Source organism: Vibrio sp. 2092 (assembly GCF_033339635.1).
GTDB classification, from domain to species: Bacteria; Pseudomonadota; Gammaproteobacteria; order Enterobacterales; family Vibrionaceae; genus Vibrio; species Vibrio alginolyticus.
The window spans coordinates 66,061-84,671 of record NZ_JAWOUY010000002.1; the positions used below are offsets into that span (position 1 = coordinate 66,061).

The 18,611-nt window shown below is 43.4% G+C and carries 16 protein-coding genes; 6 read left to right on the forward strand and 10 right to left on the reverse strand.

The annotated features are described in order from the left end of the window. Positions 1-22 precede the first annotated feature (22 nt). Positions 23-2,746, forward strand: a complete 2,724-nt coding sequence (locus R7P80_RS04050; RefSeq protein ID WP_213885389.1) for an ImpA family metalloprotease — start codon at positions 23-25, stop codon at positions 2,744-2,746. A 92-nt stretch (positions 2,747-2,838) separates the two neighbouring features. Here R7P80_RS04050 and xthA read toward each other — a convergent pair whose 3' ends face one another. From xthA to dinG, 5 genes are all read right to left on the reverse strand, one after another. After that, positions 2,839-3,645, reverse strand: coding sequence for an exodeoxyribonuclease III (xthA, locus tag R7P80_RS04055; protein WP_005378433.1), 807 nt, complete (start codon positions 3,643-3,645; stop codon positions 2,839-2,841). A gap of 95 nt (positions 3,646-3,740) precedes the next feature. Continuing rightward, positions 3,741-3,905: a pleiotropic regulatory protein RsmS gene (gene rsmS, locus R7P80_RS04060; protein WP_005378432.1), complete on the reverse strand. Its 165-nt coding sequence runs from the start codon at positions 3,903-3,905 to the stop codon at positions 3,741-3,743. Next, the gene (locus tag R7P80_RS04065; RefSeq protein ID WP_005378431.1) at positions 3,905-4,450 is read right to left on the reverse strand and encodes a primosomal replication protein; all 546 of its coding nucleotides are present in this window, start codon (positions 4,448-4,450) and stop codon (positions 3,905-3,907) included. Before R7P80_RS04065 ends, rsmS begins: the two co-directional genes overlap by 1 nt. Next, on the reverse strand, positions 4,447-5,232 hold the full coding sequence (locus tag R7P80_RS04070; protein ID WP_005387866.1) for a sulfite exporter TauE/SafE family protein: 786 nt from the start codon (positions 5,230-5,232) through the stop codon (positions 4,447-4,449). Before R7P80_RS04070 ends, R7P80_RS04065 begins: the two co-directional genes overlap by 4 nt. A gap of 14 nt (positions 5,233-5,246) precedes the next feature. Further along, the gene (gene dinG, locus R7P80_RS04075; protein ID WP_054577977.1) at positions 5,247-7,322 is read right to left on the reverse strand and encodes an ATP-dependent DNA helicase DinG; all 2,076 of its coding nucleotides are present in this window, start codon (positions 7,320-7,322) and stop codon (positions 5,247-5,249) included. Positions 7,323-7,837: 515 nt separating this feature from the next. Here dinG and R7P80_RS04080 point away from each other — a divergent pair. Beyond that, complete coding sequence (locus tag R7P80_RS04080) at positions 7,838-8,917, forward strand: porin (RefSeq protein WP_005378424.1); 1,080 nt, start codon at positions 7,838-7,840, stop codon at positions 8,915-8,917. A 76-nt stretch (positions 8,918-8,993) separates the two neighbouring features. Then, on the forward strand, positions 8,994-9,671 hold the full coding sequence (locus R7P80_RS04085) for a DUF2057 family protein (RefSeq protein ID WP_225491476.1): 678 nt from the start codon (positions 8,994-8,996) through the stop codon (positions 9,669-9,671). A gap of 85 nt (positions 9,672-9,756) precedes the next feature. Here R7P80_RS04085 and R7P80_RS04090 read toward each other — a convergent pair whose 3' ends face one another. Next, positions 9,757-10,458 (reverse strand): pseudouridine synthase, encoded by a 702-nt coding sequence (locus R7P80_RS04090; protein WP_042522115.1) that lies wholly within the window; start codon positions 10,456-10,458, stop codon positions 9,757-9,759. Positions 10,459-10,769: 311 nt separating this feature from the next. On the opposite strand from R7P80_RS04090, the gene R7P80_RS04095 reads away from it, so the two are divergent. Then, complete coding sequence (locus R7P80_RS04095; RefSeq protein ID WP_005378404.1) at positions 10,770-12,995, forward strand: NADP-dependent isocitrate dehydrogenase; 2,226 nt, start codon at positions 10,770-10,772, stop codon at positions 12,993-12,995. Between the two features lie 183 nt (positions 12,996-13,178). Here the strand turns inward: R7P80_RS04095 and cspD are convergent, their stop codons facing one another. After that, a complete protein-coding gene (cspD, locus tag R7P80_RS04100) occupies positions 13,179-13,397 on the reverse strand; it encodes a cold shock domain-containing protein CspD (protein ID WP_213910983.1) in 219 nt (72 codons plus the stop codon). Between the two features lie 704 nt (positions 13,398-14,101). On the opposite strand from cspD, the gene clpS reads away from it, so the two are divergent. Then, positions 14,102-14,422: an ATP-dependent Clp protease adapter ClpS gene (clpS, locus tag R7P80_RS04105; protein ID WP_005378419.1), complete on the forward strand. Its 321-nt coding sequence runs from the start codon at positions 14,102-14,104 to the stop codon at positions 14,420-14,422. A 50-nt stretch (positions 14,423-14,472) separates the two neighbouring features. Then, complete coding sequence (clpA, locus tag R7P80_RS04110; RefSeq protein WP_005387879.1) at positions 14,473-16,740, forward strand: ATP-dependent Clp protease ATP-binding subunit ClpA; 2,268 nt, start codon at positions 14,473-14,475, stop codon at positions 16,738-16,740. 133 nt (positions 16,741-16,873) lie between these two features. On the opposite strand, the gene infA is transcribed toward clpA, so the two are convergent. The 3 genes from infA to aat all read right to left on the reverse strand — a co-directional run bounded on the left by infA (position 16,874) and on the right by aat (position 18,579). Further along, positions 16,874-17,092, reverse strand: coding sequence for a translation initiation factor IF-1 (infA, locus tag R7P80_RS04115; RefSeq protein WP_001040192.1), 219 nt, complete (start codon positions 17,090-17,092; stop codon positions 16,874-16,876). 81 nt (positions 17,093-17,173) lie between these two features. Then, a complete protein-coding gene (locus R7P80_RS04120) occupies positions 17,174-17,875 on the reverse strand; it encodes an arginyltransferase (RefSeq protein WP_005378346.1) in 702 nt (233 codons plus the stop codon). Beyond that, positions 17,872-18,579 (reverse strand): leucyl/phenylalanyl-tRNA--protein transferase, encoded by a 708-nt coding sequence (gene aat / locus R7P80_RS04125; RefSeq protein WP_005378347.1) that lies wholly within the window; start codon positions 18,577-18,579, stop codon positions 17,872-17,874. Before aat ends, R7P80_RS04120 begins: the two co-directional genes overlap by 4 nt. Positions 18,580-18,611 lie beyond the last annotated feature (32 nt).

Sequence of the window (18,611 nt, forward strand, 5' to 3'; positions counted from 1 at the left end):
ACTCATTGTTTAGTAAGTAAAAATGAAAAAAACAATTCTATCGTTGGGCATTGCCGCCTTAGCCACAGGATGTGGTGGGGGAGAGGGAGAATCACAACCTAATGCTCAAGTAAAACCAACGCCAGCTCCAGTTCAACAAGCTCTTGAAACTGGTAATGCACTGCTCGTTTCTGACCCGAGCGAATTCATTCGTAAAAGTCGTCAGGTTGTAGAAGCTCACAAGATGCAGTCGAATACGATCAAATCTGCAATTGCGAAAAACCTTTCAGGTCTTTATTGGGATCCAACCCATGATGCCGCGATCTTGGCACCTCAGTATGGCTTCAACGACACCATCTTGATGACCAATAAGGCCATGGCAAGCGGTTACAAAGATCAAGCTCTGTCAATTGGCGTTGCCGGGGAAAAGTCTAATGGTCAACGTTACGCACTATTAGGTAGTAACCCATTTAGAACGGCACAACGTTTTCCCGACTCTTCCAACGCAGCGATGACGAAATGGTTAAGTAACCTGGTCACTTGGTTGTCGGGCGGAGTTACTTCAAACGTCGTCATCGCGCAAATGGATCAGTCTTATTACTTTCCGGATGAGCAAGCGACTCGGAATTGGCTGAAAGACAATGTTTCACAAGAGTTGGCGTTTAACGAGGCCAACCTATGCGATGGTTCGAAGCTACTTAGCTGCTTGCAAACCAATACTCCAAACTTATTGATCTTGTCACAGCATCTGCAATCTGGAGATACCAACAAACCAGTACTCGAAGCTTTGGAATACGCTGAGCAAGCCCAAATTCCTGTTCTATACCTGCATTGGGATGGAGGACTAACTGATCTTGGCCAAGACATTTTGGAAAAATTCCATGTTGATTATGTGGGAGATAACTATTGGCGTAAGTTAGGCTTGGTCGACTGGGAACCTTCATCGTTGATGAACGTTGTGCCGGACTCTGTCATCACACAACAAGCGCTGTTGTCTCGTTTTGAATCTCAAAATTTCAACGTTGACTTGTCAAAGTGTGATGACAAATCCTGCCCTGACACTGCGAATATGGACAGTCAATTTTATGCAGGGGCAAACAGCATTCGCCATTGGTTGCAAAAGCTTGATGAACAAAAAGTAGATTTGTTTAATCAAAACGGCTACCAATACGAAAAACTCATGGTATTGCTGGCTGATCATTATCGTCAAACGGTTGTCTTCCCGATGGACAAACAATCAACCCAAATGACCGAATTCCTAAAGTCGTACTTTGCCGATTACGTGCAATACAACAGCCGAAGCGTAAACCCAAAACAACCAAATATGGGGAACTTCAGCCGTAGTGAGTTTAGCCCTGACATAAAGAGAATCAGTGCAACGATTAATATGGAATCAAAGCGTAACTTCCGTTCGGCTGGTGTGTATGCGCTTCCTGGGGAAACCTTTACGGTTAAGCGTAATGACAGCAATGATGTGGCGACTAAGATTGTCATCAACACTTTAAGAAGTGGTGCAACTCATGAGTTCAGCAAAGATGGATACACGCGACCAAAACTGCTGACTTCATTCGGCTATGAAGTGAAGCCGGGTGAAACCATCACGCTGACTTCTCCTTATGGTGGTCCAGTACAGGTTCACTTTGACAAAAATGATGTTCCGGTTGAACTGAAATTTAATCATGTGGCACAGCATCCAGTTTGGAGAAGTGAGAAGGACAACGACGCTTTTATTCAACAGTTAGAAGCCAATTTATTCGATTGGGCTGAGCTGATCACTCCTGGGTTTGAAGTACACTCAAAGCGCGACAAAATGTTGGAGTCGGTCAACGATGAAATGTGGTCTACCCCTTCGGAAATGGCGCTTGCAACAGAAGAATATGTTCACAACTACCCGCATGTGCTGGCAGGTTTCCAAGGGCCGGGCATAGATGAAGTGCCTGAAATTATTCAATACGCCCAAAACCAAGGTTGGGAAATCGCCAATATTGATATAGTGAAGCACATGAACGCTGACCAAGCGACGTGTGGTTATGGTTGTTCGGGTAACCCTTACGATGCTTACTGGTCATTCAGCCCACTCGGTCACGGTGATTTACATGAGCTTGGTCATGGTTTAGAAAAAGGTCGATTCCGATTTTCAGGCTGGGAAGGGCATTCAACGACCAATTACTACTCGTATTACAGTAAGTCTCGTTTCTTCCAGAATACGGGAAAAGTTTCAACTTGCCAAAGCTTGGATTTCAAAGGCCAGTTTGAATTATTGCAAGCTAGCCGAACTCAAGCGGATCCAAACGCATACATGGCTGCGCAAAATCAAACCAGTTGGAGTTGGGGCGCTCGTGTTTACATTCAAATGATGATGGCGGCGCAGCATGAAGGTGTGCTTAAAAATGGTTGGCATTTATTGGCGCGCTTGCACCTGATTGAACGTGAGTTTAACCGCTTAAAATCGGACGACGCGCTTTGGGATGAGAGACGATTGAGCATTGGTTTTGCCAACTACTCTCGGGAAGAAGCAAATAGCATCTCGAACAACGACTGGTTGCTTATTGCTCTGAGCTACATCTCTCAGCGAGATATGACTAGCTATCTCGATATGTGGGGGTTCTCGTTCACAGAAAAAGCGAAACAGCAGGTTGTGGCGCTGAATCTACCGCCGATGCCGCTCACTTACTTTGCAAGTAGTAATACAGGCTACTGTCTGAACGAATTTGCTCAAACACCGATAACTATTGATGGTCAAACGGTTTGGCCGCTAAATCAGTGATTAACTGGTAATTTGTATGAAAAGGGAGACTGAGTCTCCCTTTTTATTGGACTAAGCTTAGCGTTGAGTCTCGCTTATAGCTTTGCAATATATTACTTAAATGTTGACCAGATTGGTGCGTGATCTGAAGGCTTCTCGATACCACGAAGCTCATAGTCGATACCAGATTCAATACACTTTTCCGCTAGAGAAGGGGTTGCTAAAATGACATCAATTCGTAGGCCACGGTTATCATCAAAACCGCGAGAACGGTAGTCAAACCACGAAAATTGATCGTTCACCTCTGGGTATAGCTTACGGAAGGTGTCCACAAAGCCCCAGTCTAGTAAGGTTTTCAACCATTCGCGCTCTTCAGGTTGGAATGAACATTTACCTGTTTTTAGCCAACGTTTACGGTTTGGTTCGCCGATACCGATATCTGCATCAATAGGGCTGATGTTGATGTCACCCATAACAATCAATTGCTCGTCGTTATTGTGATGATCGTTTAGGTAGGTCATCAGATCTTTATAGAATTGGCGCTTGTATGGGAATTTGGTTTCGTGGCTGATGTTATCCCCTTGAGGGAAATAGCCGTTTAGCACAGTGACCTTTTCGCCGTTTTCATTTAAAAACGTTGCCATGATCATGCGCTTTTGATGTTCCTCGTTATCCGTCGGGAACCCTTTTTGTACGTGTAGAGGCTCTTGCTTACAAAGCATTGCTACGCCGTAATGTGCTTTTTGACCATGAAAATACACTTTGTAGCCCATGGCTTCGACAGCTTCAATCGGGAATGCTTCATCGTGAACTTTAATTTCCTGAAGACCAATCACATCAGGTTGGTGTTTGTCGATTAGCGCTTGGAGTTGGTGCAGTCGCGCACGTAGTCCATTGATGTTAAAGCTGATTACTTTCATTATTTATCCTTTTTGGGGCGTACTTTTGTATGAATAGTATCATTGTGTAAGAGCACTGAAAATGAGTCTCGGTGAAAGGATTGAAACGCTCTGAGCTACTTTGCTTTTAATTTGTTTTCTAAGTCGTTTTGCACGATCTTTAAAGCGTTAAGCGCAACTTCTGGATCTATCTCATTGCTCTCAAGCAAATAGATTAAATCGACAGCCAGTTTGATCTCTTCAGGTGCGTCATCTAAAGGCGAGGTTGGTTGATCAGCCATTATTGATGTTTTTCCCTATGTGTAATTTGGTTCTCTAGCTTAAGAAGTGCTGCTTCACAACGCGCTAAACGTTGCTCGGTTGCTAGTAATACTTTTTGAGCGTCGGCACGCATAAAACTAGGAGCGCTTTCGACAGCACGTTCTTTTTCTAACACCATCTCGCGCAAGCGTCTTGCCCACTCTTGATGTTGAGCGAGCTCCTGATAAAGCACGTTGATAGGCTTACGGAAATGGCTGCTATGTTTGATTTCATTCTTACGAATTTTAGTGGTAGAAATCTCGCGTTGAATCGCACCGATTTGCGCCACTAACCGTTCAGTGAGGTACTCAGCACGCAAAGCGGTGAGCTTACCTTCATTTTGCTCACGCACAATCGCATCCAGCGTGGCTTTTGCTTCTTTTACGCAAGGAGTAAGTAAGCGAGAGCGGCAACCAAATAAACGCTCATCAAAAAGCGGAACATGATGTTCGCCTCTTTGACGGTCAAGAACAGCGGCTTGCTTCGCCATTTGTTCTAGATTTTCCTGGAGTTGAGAAATGTTCATGACAAACCTACAAACCATGCGTCATAAGCCAATTTAATAGCTAGTATGCTGACGACAGTAACAAATACAGGACGAATGAATTTAGAACCAAATCTAATAGCGGAGTGCGCGCCAACAAAAGCACCAGCCATTAAACATACTCCCATTGTTAAGCCTAGCACCCAGTTGATATGTCCGAGGAATGCAAAAGTGATCAAAGAGGTAAAGTTACTGGTAAAGTTCATTGCTTTTGCTAAGCCAGAGGCGAGCAAGATATTCAGCCGGTACAGCGCCATTGAACTTACTGTCCAAAAAGCCCCAGTTCCAGGCCCTGCGAGTCCGTCGTAGAATCCTATGGATAAGCCTTGCATGTACTGTTTTTTATGAAGTTTTGGGCAAGGCTCGGGTATTGGACTTTGATGAGCAGAGTGGGGTGTTTTATGAAAAACGGTATACAACGCTGCCGCCAAAATAACAAGCGGCAATCCTTTTTCCAGCCAATCCGTACTAATCGCATCTACAAATAGCGTACCTAATGTCGCTCCGACGAGTGTTGCCACGAATGCACGCCTCCAGCATTGAGGTTTGAATAGACGTTTTTTGTAGTACGTAAATGCTGCAGTAGAAGAAGCAAAGGTAGCGGCAAGTTTATTGGTGCCTAGTGCAATATGAGGCGGCAAGCCTAGCGAAAGTAGAGCAGGTACGGTAAGCATGCCACCACCACCGGCAACTGCATCAATAAATCCTGCGACAAAAGCGACAAGCGCCAACACCAACAGCATGGTTGGCTCAATCATTTCCATAAATGGTGATTCTTCTAATATTCTATTTTACGTTTAAATGGAGGTAGTGAGTCGATTAAGGCTTGTCCGTATCGCTTAGTGACTAGGCGTCGATCAAGAATCGTTACTCTACCAGAATCTCTCTCTTTACGCAGTAAGCGACCTACGCTCTGGATCAGCTTTTTGCTTGCGTCTGGTACAGTTATTTGCATAAACGGGTTTCCTCCTTTTTTCTCAATGTATTCGGAATGAGCCTGCTCAACAGGGGAGGTTGGAACGCCAAATGGAATTTTTGTAATCACCAAGTTTTCAAGTAATTCGCCAGGTAAGTCTAGCCCCTCAGAGAAACTGCCAGTACCAAATAAGACGCTGGTTTTATTTGATTCTATTAACTTTTTATGTTTTTTTAGAATTTCTTGACGTGAGCTTTCACCTTGAACTTGCAACGCCCAGCCTTTTTTTATGAACTCCGAAGAGAGTGCCTTCGCGACTTGGTTCATCTGCCAATAGGATGAGAATAATACTAAGTTGGCTTTCTTGTCTTCCAAGTACTTAGGCAATATCTCGATAAGATATTCAGTAAATTGAGGCGCTGGTGGTTCATATTTCATCGCAGGGATGAGCAATTCTGCCTGGTTTTGGTAATCGAATGGTGACGCAAGCGCTAAAAACTGAGTGCCTGATTCTGGTTTTCCATCAATACCAACCTGATGGCAAAAGTAATGGAAAGAGTTTAATGCACGCATCGTTGCGGAAACCAAAATGGCGCCAATACATCTGCTCCAAATCTGTTGGTCGAGTTGCCATCCAATTTCAAGTGGCGAAACACTCACAATGAAATCACCCTCGCGATCGGGGTGGGTTTCTAACCAGCGAGCTAAAGGCGCACCTTTTTCACGAGTTGGTTCAGCCATTAAATGCCATACTTGCGCTAGGTTTTCTAACCTTTGAATGTAGAAACCGAGCTCTGCAAGCGCTGGTTCAGCCAACCTTGTCGCAAGCTCCCCGTCTTTTACTCTTTCCGCAATAAGGTCGGCAATTTTTGCCACGCTCTGATTTGCTTTTTTACTGAACTGTTTTAGTTCTTTGGATTGGTTCTCTAGCCACTCAGGTAGTTCACCGTGTTCGAAGCGGTAGATACCCTCTTCAAATTGAGCTAGGTCGAACTGTTTGGGCAATTGAGTCAGTGCCGGTATCAAGTTCTGAACCGCGTCTTGAAGGTCGTTGCGAAATCGAGCTACGCGTTTCTCGTCTGCGAGTGATGAAAACTTACTAATCGACTGATTTAACTTCTCAAGCCATGCTGCCGCACCTTTTAAACTCGCAGATGCTGAAGCATGGTCACGAGCGACGTGAGGTAAGTGATGTGCCTCGTCGAAGACGTATATCGTATTTTCTGGCTCAGGTAAAATCACGCCGCCACCTAAATCTGCGTCTGCCATGACGAGAGAGTGGTTAGCAATGATGACATCGTTTTTATCCAACTCTGAGCGCGCTTTTTGGAATGGGCAGCCGCGGTGGCCTGGTAAACTGTTATTGCAACTGTGTTTATCACTGACAATCAGTTGCCAAAGCTTATCGTCGATGGGTTTAGGCCAAGAATCACGGTCACCGTCCCATTTACCTTGCGCAAGAGAGCGATGCATTGTTTCTAACAGCTCTATATCTTTTTGCTTAGGTTTGGTTTCAAACATGGCTAACTGGCCACCATCAGCACCGCTAGCAGTAGCGAGCTTTTCTGCACAACAATAGCGTTGACGGCCTTTTGCCAAAATAAAAGAAAACTCTCGGTCGGTAATCCGACGAAAAAGAGGGAGGTCTTTATTTATGAGCTGCTCTTGCAGAGCGACGGTCGCCGTTGAGATAACCACTTTTCTATTGTTATGTACAGCCACGGGAATGGTCGCCATTAGATAGGAGAGCGATTTACCAATTCCAGTCCCTGCTTCTGCAACGAGTATTCGGTTAGATTTGTGATACTGACCGCACAGCGTTTTTGCAATCTCTGCAACAAGGTAGTTTTGTGCTCTTCTAGGCACAAAGTTATCAAGTTGATCTTGAAGGTTTTGATAGCTATTACGAATCGATTTTTGAATGTTACTGGTCAGCATACGGGCCTCAAATGCGTTGGAGGCGAATAGTAGCACACATCACTAGTTGTACAGTAGTTCACAAAACGGAATGCTTTTATAAGGAATGTAGATCTCCTTCACAAAAAAATATTGAACCTTATCTTAATGAAATTAATTTCATTATATGAAAAATATAAAACTCCAACTTGGTCTGATTTGTGGGTTTTTATTCTTTTTTTTGTTTTTTTAAATTTACTTATTGGATTAAAAAACCATTTGTTAATAATTTTGTAAATTACAAATAATAATGGAGATTGGTTAGATGTTCGTCGAATAAATAAAGGCAAACTTATCAAGTTATTGTTTTATAATGGTATTTTGTTTTTTTTACATTGGTATTTAGAAAATTTGACAGCCAGAATAATCTTTTGCACTCTTAGCTCCAGATTTTGAGGAGGTGCTGTATAACGTTTTGTTAACGCTCTACCTCAAACATATAAAAAAAGGGAACCGGACAAGGATATCCCGAACTAAGAAAAGGCAGTGGATTAATTATGAAAAAAACTCTATTAGCACTAGCTGTAGTTGCGTCTGCAACTTCAGTGAACGCAGCTGAAGTATTCAAATCTGAAGAAGGTTCTGTAGATTTCTACGGTCAGCTACGTCCAACTCTTCTATTCACAGAAAAAACTGATCACACAGCAGAGCTAAACACTAGCTCTTCTCGTACTGGTGTGAACGCGGTTTACGTTGTTGACGAAAGCCTAAAAGTTCTGGGTGAAGTTGAAATCGGTGTTGCTCTAGGTGACAACTACGACGCAGGTGCTGATTCAAGCGAGCGTACAGATGACTCTGTATACGTACGTCGCCACATCATCGGTTTTGATATGGGTGATATGGGTACTCTTCGCTTCGGTAAAGAAGGTACTTGGGCTGATGACGTATACTTCGCAGATTACTCTTACTTCTTCGGTGGTAACGCAGCGGAAACTGCATACGGTCACGCTTGGAACAACGATTCTCAAATCAAATACGCTTACGAAAATGACGCGTTCTGGCTAAAAGCTGGTTACGCGCTAGGCGAAAAAGATTCTAACGAAGAAGTACTAGAAGTATTCGTTGGTAAATCTTTCAACGACCTATCTCTACACGCTGGTGTACTTACTGCGAACAACGACATCAACGTAACTAAAGAGAAAAAACTAGTTCTTAATGGTGTAGAGCAAACAGTTTCTCACACAGAGCGTACTGATAACGAAAACCTATCTTTTGAAGTAACTGCTGAGTACGCACTAAACGAGCACACTCTAGGTGCTACGTACTACTACAACGAAAACGAAGATAAGCTAGGTAAATCAACAGTTGATTCACACTACATCGTTGTAGCTGGTATGTTCGCTGTCGCTCCTAAAACAACTCTATACTCTGGTTACGAGTACCTAGCTCAGTCTACTGACGAAGCAGGTAAAGTAGACGCAGACTCTTCTTGGTTCTACGCTGGTGTTGAATACAAGTTCTCTAAATGGGCACGTGTATTCGCAGAAGCGGGTTACACTTTCGAAGGTACTGACTTCGACAACAAAGACACAGACGACGCAACTAACTTCGGTGTTGGTGCTCGTTTCTACTGGTAATCAATACCCAGTTTGATATTGTAAGACCCAGCTATATGCTGGGTCTTTTACTATGAAGATAAGGATGAAAAATTCTATGCAGTTATCATTAAAAGTGGCAATGGCACTGTCTATTTTTGCCAGTACAAACCTCTACGCTGCAACGACTTTAGTGGTTCCAGAAGACGTGAAGTTATTGGCCGTCAACATGGAGAAGCCAGATCTAGAAGGTGGTCTTTTTTCTAGTGAGAAGACAATCGAACTACCTGACGGAACGAATCAAATTGTCTTCAAATATCAACCTACATTCGAAATTAACGAAAACCTTAAGACGGTTTACAGTGATGTAATCGTTGCTAAATTTGATGCTGAAAACGAAAAGCTAACGTTTGAACTGCCAGAGTTTAAAACTCTTCGCCAAGCGCAAAACAACCTCTCGCCTCTAGATTGGCAATTACTGGATACCAAAGGCCAACCTATTGCTTTGGTCGAAGATGTATTAGAGTCAGATGGTGTTCAAATTGGTCGTAATTACCCTCAAGAAACTCGTAACTACAATATTGCTGGCGGTATCGCGAGTGTTGCTGTTAGCTATGTAACTGTGAATCAGCATCAACAATCAGTAAGTGATATCGAGCCTCGAGTTGAGACTAGTGATACCCGTTCAACAGCCGCATCGAACGACAGCCCAATGGTTGATGTATTAAAGACGATGTACCAGAAAGCGTCTCCGGCGGAAAAAGAGGCCTTTAAAAACTGGCTTGCTGAGCAGTAATCCCTTAGTTCATTAGATAGGGCTTAACTGAAAAAGTACGAATCTAAAAAGCAGGCTTTAAGCCTGCTTTTATCTTTTCTGCTTATTAGAGAGAGATTTCTCTCCATTCACCAGGCATTAGGTCGTTAAGGACGATATCACCCATCGAATGACGAATGAGGCGCAAGGTAGGGAAGCCAATGTGCGCAGTCATGCGACGCACCTGACGATTTCTTCCTTCAATAATGGTAATGGCTAACCAAGTTGTAGGGATATTTGCTCGAAAACGAACAGGAGGCGTTCTGTCCCAGACTTGTGGTTCTGGAATAACTTCAACTTCGGCTGGTAGAGTCATACCATCTTTTAGCTCTACTCCCTTTCTCAATTTTTCAAGATCTTGCTCCTGAGGAGCGCCATCGACTTGAACCCAATAAGTCTTCGGCGATTTTGACTTTGGCTGCGTTAGCTTCGCCTGCAAGATGCCATCGTTAGTGAGTACCATTAAACCTTCGCTGTCTCGGTCCAATCGGCCAGCCGCATAGACATTTTTGATCGGGATATAGTCCGCTAACGTTTTGCGACCATCGCCATCGGTAAATTGACTGAGCGTATCGTAAGGCTTATTGAAAATAATGACTTTACGATCTTTAGGGGGCACTTTTGGCTTTTGGCTCTTTGTTGGGCGATTAGGGCGGCGGTCTTGCTGAGTACGAGTCTTCGAGCCATTGCGAGCTCCTGAGTGTTTAAAATGGCCCGTTTTAGACTGGTTACGACTGCGACCTTTTTCCTGACCTGTACGAGATGACATGTTAACTACCCTGCAAAAATGTAAATGAACTGTGTTTGAAAGTTTTAAGTTTTCTCATGATCGGATATGATTTGCGCGCCTAAAACTAACAAACGCGCACAGAATGATAGACTAATTCGTGTTATTTGTTTAATTATATCAGTGCACTCATGGATTCAGAGCTTAGAGCTTCAAACTACAACAAAGAGTGCGAACCGCATGTGGCGTTAGTGAGGAGACATGTACTGCTAACGCGCAGCAATGCGTCAATTAAACCAACTCAGACGCTGAGTTGATCAGCCAACAAGTTGATTAAAAAATAGGGAAATTTCATGCCTACAGAAAAACCTACAATTATCTACACCATCACTGATGAAGCGCCGGCGCTAGCAACTTATTCATTACTACCAATCATTCAATCATTCACAGCATCGTCTGGCATCAATGTAGATACTCGTGATATTTCACTAGCAGGTCGAATTATCGCTAACTTCCCAGAGCATCTAAAAGAAGAACAGCGCATTGGCGATGCGTTGACTGAGCTTGGTGAACTAGCTCAAACTCCAGAAGCAAATATCATCAAGCTACCTAACATTTCAGCTTCAGTTCCTCAGCTTAAAGCGGCGATTAAAGAGCTTCAGGCGAAAGGTTACGATTTACCAAACTACCCAGAAGAGCCGAGCACGTACGAAGAGAAAGCGATTAAAGCGGCTTACGACAAAATCAAAGGTAGTGCGGTTAACCCAGTACTTCGTGAAGGTAACTCAGACCGTCGTGCTCCGACTTCGGTTAAGAACTACGCGAAGAAAAACCCACACTCAATGGGTGCATGGTCAGCAGAATCTAAGTCCCATGTTGCGAGCATGTCAGACAATGACTTCTTTGGTAGCGAAAAGTCTACAACTATCTCTGGTGCAACAGAGGTCAAAATCGAGTTTGTCGGTAATGATGGTACAGTTAAAGAGCTTAAGTCTGCGTTCCCATTACTAGATAAAGAAGTCATTGATACTTCAGTAATGAAGAAGAAGGCGTTGGTTGAATTTTTCGAGAAAGAGATTGCTGAAGCGAAAGCACAAGACGTGCTGCTGTCTCTTCATATGAAAGCGACGATGATGAAAGTTTCTGACCCTGTCATTTTCGGCCATGCAGTAAAAGTTTACTACAAAGACGTTTTCGATAAGTACGGTAAGCTGTTTGAAGAGCTAGGTGTTGATGTAAACAATGGCATCGGTGATGTTTACTCAAAAATTGAGTCTCTACCTGAAGCGCAAAAAGCAGAAATTGAAGCGGCCATTCAAGCGGTTTACCAAACTCAACCAGAACTTGCGATGGTTGACTCTGATCGTGGTATCACAAACTTACATGTACCAAGTGACATTATTGTAGATGCTTCTATGCCAGCAATGCTTCGCTCTTCGGGTCAAATGTGGGGACCAGATGGTAAACAAAAAGACACCAAAGCGATGATTCCAGATCGTAGCTACGCAGGTATTTACCAAGCGGTTATTGATTTCTGTAAAGAGCACGGCGCATTTGATCCAACCACTATGGGTAGCGTACCTAACGTTGGTCTAATGGCTCAGAAAGCTGAAGAGTATGGTTCTCACGACAAGACATTCATTCTAGACGCTGCGGGTACTGTTCGCGTTGTTGATGCTTCAGGTAACGTACTGTTAGAGCAAGCGGTTGAAGAAGGTGATATCTTCCGTATGTGTCAGGTTAAAGACGCACCAATCCAAGATTGGGTTAAACTAGCAGTGACTCGCGCACGTGCAACAGGTGTTCCAGCTGTATTCTGGCTAGATGAAAACCGCGCGCACGATGCTGAGCTCATCAAGAAAGTAAACGCCTACCTACCAGATCACGATACTGACGGTCTAGAGATTAAGATCCTATCTCCTGTTGAAGCTTGTAAGTACTCACTAGAGCGTATGAAAGCGGGCCTAGATACTATCTCTGTTACAGGTAATGTTCTTCGTGACTACCTAACAGACTTGTTCCCAATTCTCGAGTTAGGTACGTCTGCTAAGATGCTATCTATTGTTCCATTGATGAATGGTGGTGGTCTATTTGAAACAGGCGCTGGTGGTTCTGCTCCTAAGCACGTTCAACAAGTAGAAAAAGAGAATCACCTTCGTTGGGATTCTTTGGGCGAGTTCCTAGCGCTTGCAGCTTCGTTAGAGCATTTAAGTGTAGCGACAAACAATCCTAAGGCTCAGGTTCTCGCAGATACACTAGATAAAGCGACCGGTGAGTTTTTAGACACCAACAAATCTCCGTCACGTAAAGTGGGTGAGCTAGATAACCGTGGAAGCCACTTCTATCTTGCACTTTACTGGGCGAAAGCGCTTTCAGAGCAAACGGATGATGCGGATCTTGCTGCTGAATTTGCACCAATTGCAAAAGCGCTGTCAGAGCAGGAAGAAACGATCGTTGCTGAGCTAAATAATGCGCAAGGCGTGAAAGGTGAGCTAGGAGGTTACTACTTACTAGACGATGCATTGGTTTCTAAATTGATGCGTCCAAGCGAAACCTTTAACGCAATCATTAACAAGTAAGTTAGTGTAAAAACACGTCGTTTTCGGCGCGTTTCCTATCCTGTAAGTGCGTTGTAAGTGTTCCTTTTGTAACACGTGCTCTAAATAGTAAGAAACCCGCTATCTTGGCGGGTTTATTTTTCTCTTCAAAACATCAACGTGGCGTTTCGAGAGCAATATTTTTATATTTCGACAGCGCTCTAATTATTTGGTTTGGCCTTCAAGAGGCACGACGCTACTCGCGTGACAGCCTTTGGGACCTTTTTCAATCTCGTAAGAGACTTGTTGGCCTGCTTTCAGTGTACGATAACCGTCCATCTGGATAGTTGAGTAGTGGGCAAAGATATCTCCCTCTTCTTCATCTGAACAAATAAACCCAAATCCTTTGGCATTGTTAAACCACTTTACTGTACCTGTAGCCATGCTTTACATCCCTCATGCATTTTTTACTGATGTTGTTACTGCAACCAAGTTATACCTTTAACTTGGTACTACCATTGTCAGCGAATGCCAACAAACGTCAAATCAATGATAAGTCACATTCATCAAACCACTTAAAGAAGGGAGGTTTCAAAATGATGATTTATGCATCGACACTTTCCACTGTAGTCAATGAATTTCGACAGTCAATAGCAGTGAGCAACAAACAGAAACATAATTGAAAACAAATCACTTTTGAGATTAACAAATTTGCAAACAGTTTTTCGTATATACGCAGAAGTTTAGTCAATTTGCCTATGAAGTGGCTCATACTGAAAAAGCCATACTGTCCGTGTTGCTTATGGGAGAAGAATCCTCTGACTGAATAAAAAATGAAGTTTTCGTGATAATTACCGTATTCTCAATGAGGAAGTGTGATCCAGATAGAAGATGATGGGGTGGTTTGCAATAGTCCGAAAGCAATAAATAGAAAGTTCTTTTATAAGAAAAAATGTGTAACTTATCGACAAGCATCTTTTATTTGCGCCGTATCAAGACGTGCATTAGTCTCTATATTAGGTAGCAACTTTTATCGATCAAAGATCGAATTCGGTGCCATAACTCACTACACCGCGCTGCACGCTTGTGGTAGATTGTTTTTATAGGTCGAAAACATCAACCCTTTGATACGATATCTTTAGATTGCCATGAGTAAAAATTTTGAATGGGTCACTCCGGACTCTGATCTTCTGGAGCGAGAAAGTACGAAAGTCCAGCCACCTAAGCTGTACAATGTCGTACTCAATAATGATGACTATACACCTATGGATTTCGTCATAGAGGTGCTTGAGCGATTTTTCTCACATGATATTGATAAAGCAACTCAAATCATGCTTCAGGTCCACTATGAAGGAAAGGCAATCTGCGGCACATACAGCGCAGAAATTGCCGAAACAAAAGTAGCGCAAGTTACGATGTACGCAAGGGAAAATGAACATCCGCTACTTTGCACTATGGAGCAAGCGTAAACAAAGAAGACTTGCTCGAACAACCCCAGTTGTTTTTTCGGGAGGTACTTATGCTAAATAAAGAACTAGAGTCAAGCCTTAACGGTGCATTTGCTCGGGCGCGAGATAAACGCCACGAGTTTATGACTGTCGAACACCTCCTACTTGCATTGTTGGAAAATGATGCAGCTAAGGAAGCCCTTCTAGCTTGTAAGGCGGATCTTGACGCTTTACGCAACGAACTCGATATTTTCATCGATCAAACTACGCCTCTTATCCCAGATAGTGATGAGACGCGTGAAACGCAGCCGACTTTGAGTTTTCAACGTGTACTACAACGCGCCGTCTTTCATGTACAGTCGTCTGGTCGTAATGAAGTAACAGGCGCCAACGTGCTTGTTGCTATCTTCAGTGAACAAGAGTCGCATGCCGCTTACTTACTGAAGAAAAATGACATCTCCCGATTAGATATTGTTAACTTCATCTCCCACGGTATTACTAAAGCATCAGGTGCAGGTGAGGATTCATCATCAGACTCGTTTAGCTCAGAAAGTGTTGAAGAGCCTAATTCTGAAGAACGCCTAGAAAGCTTTGCGACGAATCTTAATCAAGTCGCTAAAGATGGAAACATCGACCCACTCATTGGACGTGATAAAGAGTTAGAGCGCACTATTCAGGTACTTTGTCGACGCCGCAAGAATAATCCACTACTAGTGGGTGAGGCAGGGGTTGGTAAAACAGCCATTGCGGAAGGTCTTGCATGGCGAATTGTCGAAGGGCAGGTCCCTGAGGTTATTCAAAACAGCGTGATTTATTCACTAGATATTGGTTCTTTGCTCGCTGGTACCAAATATCGCGGTGATTTTGAAAAGCGCTTCAAGGCGATTTTGAAACAACTTGAAAAAGAAGAAGATGCCATTTTGTTCATCGATGAAATACATACCATCATCGGTGCAGGCGCGGCATCTGGTGGTCAAGTCGATGCAGCAAATCTTATTAAGCCTCTTTTAAGTAGCGGTAAGTTGCGTTGTATTGGTTCGACGACATACCAAGAATACAGCAACATTTTCGAGAAAGAGCGTGCGTTGTCTCGCCGCTTCCAAAAGATAGACGTTGTAGAGCCCTCATTGGATGATACAACTAAAATCTTGATGGGCTTGAAGCCGAAGTACGAAGCTCACCATGAAGTACGTTATACCAATAAAGCACTGCGTGCCGCGGTAGAACTGTCGGCTAAATACATTAATGAACGCCATCTACCAGATAAGGCCATTGATGTCATTGATGAAGCTGGTGCTCGTAGTCGTCTTGCTCCTGCAAGCCGTCGTAAAAAAACGGTCGGAGTGGCTGATATCGAATCAATGGTTGCCAAAATGGCGCGAATTCCAGAGAAGTCGGTTTCTTCTTCAGATAAAGACATTTTGAAAAACTTAGATAGCAAAATGAAGATGTTGGTATTCGGTCAAGATAATGCGATTGATGCATTATCCGAGGCGATCAAGCTGACACGTGCAGGTTTAGGTGTAGACAACAAACCTGTTGGTTCATTCTTGTTTGCAGGCCCAACAGGGGTTGGTAAAACAGAGGTGACGGTGCAGTTATCTAAGCTTCTAGGTATCGAACTACTTCGTTTTGATATGTCTGAGTATGGTGAGCGTCACTCCGTAAGTCGCTTAATTGGTGCGCCTCCTGGTTATGTCGGTTATGACCAAGGTGGTTTGCTAACCGATGCTGTTATTAAGCACCCACATTCAGTCGTATTACTTGATGAGATTGAAAAAGCGCACCCTGATATCTTTAACCTGTTGTTGCAAGTCATGGATAACGGTACGCTAACGGACAACAATGGTCGCAAAGCAGACTTCCGTAATGTCATTCTTGTTATGACAACTAACGCAGGTGTGGCGGAAACCGAGAAGAAATCAATTGGTTTGATTCAACAAGACAACAGTCACGATGCAATGGCGGAAATTAAGAAGGTGTTTACTCCTGAGTTCCGTAACCGTCTTGATAACATCATCTGGTTTAACAGCCTTGATGAAAGCGTTATCCATCAAGTGGTTGATAAGTTCATTGTTGAACTGCAAGTGCAACTTGATGCGAGAGGCGTTTCAATGGAAGTATCTCAAGACGCTCGCCATTGGTTAGCACATAAAGGTTATGACAAAGCTATGGGGGCTCGCCCAATGGGGCGTGTTATCCAAGAACAGCTTAAGAAGCCTTTGGCTAACGAACTGTTGTTTGGATCTTTAGTTGACGGCGGTACAGTGAAAGTAACGCTGGTCAACGATACGCTTGAGTTTGAATACTTAAGTGAGAAAGAGACAGCGATGCATTAATCGTTAGTCGGTAACAAACGCAAAAGCGCACGAGAAGATCGTGCGCTTTGTTATCTGAACTAAATCGGAAAAAATTGTGCAATAAAAAACGGAGCAGCTTGCTCCGTTTTTTATTGCATCCGAAAATCAGAGATTAACGAGCGCGGAAGACGATGCGGCCTTTTGACAGGTCGTATGGAGTCATCTCTACAGTTACTTTGTCACCCGTTAGGATACGGATGTAGTTCTTACGCATCTTGCCAGAGATGTGAGCAGTCACAACGTGACCGTTTTCAAGTTCAACACGGAACATAGTGTTTGGTAGAGTGTCAAGGACTGTGCCTTGCATCTCGATTACGTCTTCTTTAGCCATTTAATCCTCTTTAGAAATTAGGCAATATTAGCGGGCTATATTCTGCCGCTAAATAGTAATTATGTAAAGTTGAGGCGTATTCTACCCTCGCCAACGCTGATTTACTAGCCTTTGGTGGCGTTGAAAGCGTGTTTTGTAGCTCATTGCTGGGCACTCATCAATCTGATATCCCAAATATAGCCACTGTTGTTTGTTTTCTTGGCAGTATTTAATTTGATAAAGCACCGCTAATGTCCCAAGAGATAACTCGTAGTCAGGGTCAAAGAAAGTATAAAAAGCACTCGAGCATTGTGGCATCAAATCTGTCACTGCAATGGCGAGCAATTGATCTGATTCATCGTAAATGTGTAAAAACGACGTTGTCAGCCAGCTGGTTTGAGCAAATCGAGCAAACTCATCACGCTTTGGTGGGTACATAGTGCCGTTTTTATGCCGTTTGCAGATGTACCGACTGTAAAGCTCAAACCATTCCTCATCCATTTCAGGTTTCATTTCCCAGCGTAAAGACTGTGCTTTATTAAGCAGCCTCTTCTGACTTTTTGATAGTCTAACGTCTGGAATCGAGACTCGAATTGGCTGGCAAGCGGTGCAATGCTCGCAATGCGGTTTATATATGGTATCTCCGCTACGACGAAAACCGTTAGCCATGAGCAACTGGTAATTTTCTTCAGTATGCAGCCTTTCATCAAGCGCCACCGCAACCCGCTCTTGCCGTTCAGGCAAATAACTACAAGGGTGATTATTCGTCAACCCTATTCGAATATGTTGTATATCCGTACTCATACTGAATCCTGCAAAACTTGGGGCTGATAGGCATCAAATAGTGTTTGCTTTTCTCTTAAAGATAGTAGTTTTTGCATAAATTCGTCACGCTCAAGTTCAAATGCGCCAAGTGATGCCAAGTGAGAATTCATAACTTGGCAATCGATTAATTGACCTTGCTTTGACGCCAAATGGTTGCATAAGTACCACAATGCAATTTTGGATGCGTTATCTTTTAGGCTAAACATCGACTCCCCGCAAAAAAGTTGGCCCACGCAGATGCCATATAGTCCGCCAATCAGGTTGTTGTCATGCCATACTTCTACAGAGTGACAGTGACCAAGTTTGGCTAACTCAATGTAGGAAGTTTGCATTTCCTCGTTGAGCCATGTTTCCTCTGCAGGGCGTGTTGAAGAACATAGTCTAATCACTTCTTCTGTCGCGAAATTGAGTGTTACTTTATAGTTATGTTTACGCTGAAATTTTTTGAGACTTTTAGATGGCTTAAACTGCAATGGGTCAAACACAGCGCGCGGAGAAGGGCTCCACCATAAAATAGGTTCACCAGGACCATACCAAGGGAAAATGCCTTGATAGTAACCATTGAGGATTCTCATGGGGTTTAAGTCACCACCAAAAGCCAGCAAACCATTGGGGTCGCTGAGTGCTTTATAGGGTGAGGGAAAGTTGAACGTTTCATCGAGTTCAGTTAAATAAATAGCCATAAGAAGTCGTTACCAACATTGGAGTCAGAGGA

Bases quoted from the DNA above. Each gene is read 5' to 3' on its own strand.
- clpS (WP_005378419.1), top strand. From the start codon at position 14,102: ATGAGTAAAAATTTTGAATGGGTCACTCCGGACTCTGATCTTCTGGAG.
- xthA (WP_005378433.1), bottom strand. From the start codon at position 3,645: ATGAAAGTAATCAGCTTTAACATCAATGGACTACGTGCGCGACTGCAC.
- R7P80_RS04085 (WP_225491476.1), top strand. From the start codon at position 8,994: ATGCAGTTATCATTAAAAGTGGCAATGGCACTGTCTATTTTTGCCAGT.
- R7P80_RS04070 (WP_005387866.1), bottom strand. From the start codon at position 5,232: ATGGAAATGATTGAGCCAACCATGCTGTTGGTGTTGGCGCTTGTCGCT.
- infA (WP_001040192.1), bottom strand. From the start codon at position 17,092: ATGGCTAAAGAAGACGTAATCGAGATGCAAGGCACAGTCCTTGACACT.
- R7P80_RS04090 (WP_042522115.1), bottom strand. From the start codon at position 10,458: ATGTCATCTCGTACAGGTCAGGAAAAAGGTCGCAGTCGTAACCAGTCT.
- R7P80_RS04065 (WP_005378431.1), bottom strand. From the start codon at position 4,450: ATGAACATTTCTCAACTCCAGGAAAATCTAGAACAAATGGCGAAGCAA.
- R7P80_RS04050 (WP_213885389.1), top strand. From the start codon at position 23: ATGAAAAAAACAATTCTATCGTTGGGCATTGCCGCCTTAGCCACAGGA.
- rsmS (WP_005378432.1), bottom strand. From the start codon at position 3,905: ATGGCTGATCAACCAACCTCGCCTTTAGATGACGCACCTGAAGAGATC.
- R7P80_RS04080 (WP_005378424.1), top strand. From the start codon at position 7,838: ATGAAAAAAACTCTATTAGCACTAGCTGTAGTTGCGTCTGCAACTTCA.
- dinG (WP_054577977.1), bottom strand. From the start codon at position 7,322: ATGCTGACCAGTAACATTCAAAAATCGATTCGTAATAGCTATCAAAAC.
- R7P80_RS04095 (WP_005378404.1), top strand. From the start codon at position 10,770: ATGCCTACAGAAAAACCTACAATTATCTACACCATCACTGATGAAGCG.
- R7P80_RS04120 (WP_005378346.1), bottom strand. From the start codon at position 17,875: ATGAGTACGGATATACAACATATTCGAATAGGGTTGACGAATAATCAC.
- clpA (WP_005387879.1), top strand. From the start codon at position 14,473: ATGCTAAATAAAGAACTAGAGTCAAGCCTTAACGGTGCATTTGCTCGG.
- cspD (WP_213910983.1), bottom strand. From the start codon at position 13,397: ATGGCTACAGGTACAGTAAAGTGGTTTAACAATGCCAAAGGATTTGGG.
- aat (WP_005378347.1), bottom strand. From the start codon at position 18,579: ATGGCTATTTATTTAACTGAACTCGATGAAACGTTCAACTTTCCCTCA.